The sequence below is a fragment of the Thermodesulfobacteriota bacterium genome, from assembly GCA_040756475.1.
Lineage (GTDB): Bacteria > Desulfobacterota > Deferrisomatia > Deferrisomatales > JACRMM01 > JBFLZB01.
Window position 1 is genome coordinate 1 of sequence record JBFLZB010000286.1, and the last position, 3,743, is coordinate 3,743.

Consider the following 3,743-nt stretch of genomic DNA (forward strand, 5'->3'; position numbering starts at 1 on the left):
ACCGGATGCACCGGTCGGCCCCCCCGGGGTCGGCCTGGGGGAGCCCCCCGGGGCCCGGTACCGGGATCCCCTGGGGACAGACCCGGACGCACTGGCCGCAGGCGGTGCACCGGCGGGGGTCGACGGTCAGGAGGGGAAGCAGAAGGGGGGTCATGGCTCGTCTCACAGGCTCTGGATGGCGCCGGGTCCGCCGCGACGCCCCCGAGAGGGCGTGCGCGTCTCACGGGGTCCGGCCACCGGGAGCTTCTCCTGGCTGCGCGCCTGCTCCTTGGCGCCTCGGGGCGTCCCCGGACCGCACGCTGAAGAGCCACCACCGGCTCGCTCTGCCCTCTCCCCGGCGCCCCCGGCGCTCGAAGTAGAGCTTTGCGATCTCGCCGTCGGCCGCTTCCACCTCGAACCAGTGCTTGCGCACGTACCGCTCGCCGCTCCCGTGGGTGCAGGGGCCGGTCTCCCGCCACGCCCGCAGGACCCGGGCGACCACGAGGGTGCCCCCGCGCCACGAGAACCGCTCCGGAAGCCCGGGTTCCCCCAGGGCCAGGCGCGAGGTGTCGGCGGTTTCCACCGCGGGCTGGAGGCGCTCCCCCACGAACCGTTCGGCCAAACCCTGACCCATCCTTCCTGGCCGGGTACGCCCCACAGGGCACAGGGGCGCCTCAGACCATCGAGGCATGAATGCTCGTGTCGCGCGTGCTCCGTCGCAATCGGAATCGCGATGGGAGTCGGCGTCGATTTCGATATCGATTTCGACTGGATGACCAGGCGCCTGGAAGCGCTGGGGCGCCCGGCCTTCCGACCGGGCGCCCCTGGTGACCCCGAGCCTCGGTGCCCCTTGCCGCGCCAGGCAGGAATCAGCCCTTGCGCGCGAACTCCACGCCCTTCTGGATGTTGTCGCGCAGCGTCGGGATCATGGCGTCGAAGAGCTTCTTCTCGTAGGCGCTCAGCCGCCCGTACCCCGGCACCTTGACGATGCCGCCCTTCCCGAGCCGCACGGGCAGCGCAAAGTAGTCGGTGGGCTGCCCCTCCACCGCCACGTAGGCACACTGCACCGACTCCTTGCCGTTCAAACCGTGGAGCAGCGCCATGGTGAAACGGGCGGCGGCCTCGGCCATGGAGAGGGTGGCCGAGCCCGCGCCGGCCTTGGCCTCCACCACCTCGGTGCCCGCCTCCTGGATGCGGGGCGTGAGCGTGTCGAGCTCGGCCTGGGTGAACGTGGCTCCCTTCACCTTGGAGAGGAGCGGCAGGATCGTGTTGCCGCTGTGCCCGCCGATCACCGTGACCTTGGTCTTCACCGGGTCGAGCTTCTTGAGCTCTGCCACGAAGGTCTTGGCGCGGATCACGTCGAGGGTGGTGACGCCGAAGAGCTTCTTCGGATTGAAGACCTTGGCCTTCTTCAGGACCTCGGCGGCAATGGGGACGGTGGAGTTGACCGGGTTGGTGATGATCGCGAAGCAGGCCTTCGGGCAGGCCTTGGCCGCGGCCTCCATCAGGTTCTTCACGATGCCGGCGTTCACGTTGAAGAGGTCGTCCCGGGTCATGCCGGGCTTGCGGGGCACCCCCGCCGGGATGACCACGACGTCGGCGCCCTTGAGGGCCTTGTCCAGGTCGTCCTTGCCGTGCCCGCTCACCTGCACCGCGGTGGGGATGTGGCTCAAGTCGACCCCGACCCCCACCACCACCGGGACCACATCGTAGAGGGCCAGCTTGGAACCGGCGGGGAGCGCGTTCTTGAGGAGCAGGGACAGGGGCTGGCCGATGCCGCCGGCGGCGCCGAGCACGGTTACCTTCATGGACGTCTCCTCCCTTGTGCAAGTGAACGGATGCGCCCGAATGCTAGGCGGGGGCTTGGCCCCCGTCAAGGATCTTTTAGTGGAAATGAAGGGTCTTTAGCCAAACTAAAGGGCGGCCGCCCCCGCGCCCCGGCCGCCGGGCGCGAGGAGGGAGAGTACTGGCCGCCTCCTGGTCCATCCCTTGCGTCCTTTGTGTCCTTTCGCGGCAATCTGCCCTTCGGTGGAGGGCGAACTTCGCGCAATGGCCGCGAAAGAACGCAAAGAACGCATAGAAGCGGCGTGACGGCAGGTGCACCGATGCCCAACGCGGCAGACCGGGATGTGGGGGGCGGCCGCGTCTCCTCCGGGTTTGCGATGTGAGACACTCGCTGCGGTGGGCGGGGCCAGGGGGGCCGGTGCGTGCCTTCGGGTTGACGGGCCGCGGGCCTCGGGCAAGCTGAGGCGTCGGACCGTTTCGCTCGATGCGCCGGCCCAGGCTGTCACCACGGAGGAACGAGAGACATGGGGCGAGACATCGGCCGGGATCGGTTCACCGGGGCGGACTTCGACGCGTTTTCCGCGCGGCTTCGCGGGTGCCTGGGTGCCCTGGAGGAGCTGCTCCGGAGCCCGGATTTCGGGGAGGGGGCGGCGACCATCGGCGCCGAGTTGGAGCTCTTCCTGGTGGACCCGGCCGGGCGCCCGCTGCTGGCCAACCAGAAGGTCCTCCACGAGGCGCTGGACCCCCGCCTCACCTACGAGCTCGACCGGTTCGAGATCGAGTGCAACCTCTCCCCGGTGTCCCTCGCGGGCCGCCCCTTCGAGGCGCTGGGCCGGGAAATCCGCGAGGTGCTGACGAGCGTCGCCCGGGCGGCCCGGGCCCATCGGGGAAGGGCCGCCTCGGTGGGCATCCTGCCGACCTTTCTCCGGGGAGACTTCGGGAGCCGCGCGATGACCCCCGTGGCACGGTATCGGGCTATTTCGTCCGCACTGCGGGAGCGGCGGCGCGAACCGTTCGCCATCCGCATCGACGGCCCCGAACCCCTGGAGACCTCGGCCGACGACGTTGCCCTGGAGGGAGCCAACGCATCGTTCCAGGTACACCTGAGGGCACCTCCGCCGCGCTTCGCCGCCACCTATGACGCGGCCCAGCTGGCCGCGGCCCCCGCGCTGGCCGTCGCCGGCAACTCGCCCACCTTTCTGGGGCACCGGCTCTGGCACGAGACCCGGATTGCCCTGGTGAAGCAGGCGACCGACGACCGGCCTTCGGCGGGCCGGCGCGACGCCCCGCCCGCCCGGGTCAGCTTCGGCCGGCAATGGGCCGGCGCGACCGGCGCGGGTCTCTTCGGCTTCCTCGTGGACCGGTATGCACCCGTGCTGCCCGTGCTCTCGGACGAGGACCCCCGGGCCGCCCTGGAAGCCGGCCGGGTTCCGGGGCTGGCCGAGCTGCGGCTGCACGTGGGCACCGTGTGGCTCTGGAACCGGCCGGTGTACGACCCGGCCGGCGGCGGGCACTTGCGCGTGGAGATGCGGGCCCTGCCGTCGGGCCCCACGCCCGTCGACATGCTGGCCAACGCGGCGTTCCTCCTGGGCCTGACCCTGGGCATCGCGCCCCAGGCGCAGGCCTGGACCGGGGGGTTTCCCTTCGCCGACGCGTCGCGCAATTTCTACCGGGCCGCCCAGGATGGGCTCGAGGCCCGGCTGCTCTGGCCCCGAGCTCCCGGCGGGCCGCTCGCGTCGGTGCCCGCGCGGGAGGTAGCACTGGGCTGCCTTCCCCTGGCCCGGCGGGGGCTCCGGGCGGCGGGGGTCGAGGCCGGCGATGCGGACCCCTTGCTGGCGGTGCTGGAGGCCCGCATCGAGACCGGCCAGACCGGGGCAATCTGGCAACAGCACACCCTGGCGGCACTGGAGCCCCGGCTGGGCCGGCAAGGCGCCCTGGCGGAGATGTTCCAGCACTACCTCCGCCTGGCCGACGCGGGC

At 71.5% G+C, this 3,743-nt stretch carries 4 protein-coding genes; 1 reads left to right on the top strand and 3 read right to left on the bottom strand.

Annotated features, from left to right (window positions below):
- The 3 genes from AB1578_22525 to mdh all read right to left on the bottom strand — a co-directional run.
- Positions 1 to 154 (bottom strand): 4Fe-4S binding protein (locus AB1578_22525; GenBank protein ID MEW6490673.1); only part of this gene is annotated, 154 nt, incomplete at its 3' end.
- A 66-nt stretch (positions 155 to 220) separates the two neighbouring features.
- Positions 221 to 601, bottom strand: coding sequence for a DUF6504 family protein (locus AB1578_22530; GenBank protein ID MEW6490674.1), 381 nt, complete (start codon positions 599 to 601; stop codon positions 221 to 223).
- A 247-nt stretch (positions 602 to 848) separates the two neighbouring features.
- Positions 849 to 1,787, bottom strand: coding sequence for a malate dehydrogenase (gene mdh / locus AB1578_22535; GenBank protein MEW6490675.1), 939 nt, complete (start codon positions 1,785 to 1,787; stop codon positions 849 to 851).
- Positions 1,788 to 2,288: 501 nt separating this feature from the next.
- Between mdh and AB1578_22540 the strand changes: the two genes are divergently transcribed.
- Positions 2,289 to 3,743, top strand: a 1,455-nt coding sequence (locus AB1578_22540) for a glutamate--cysteine ligase (GenBank protein ID MEW6490676.1), incomplete at its 3' end; no start/stop codon positions are given.

Coding starts and splice junctions, on each gene's coding strand:
- mdh (MEW6490675.1), bottom strand. CDS start 1,787: ATGAAGGTAACCGTGCTCGGCGCCGCCGGCGGCATCGGCCAGCCCCTG.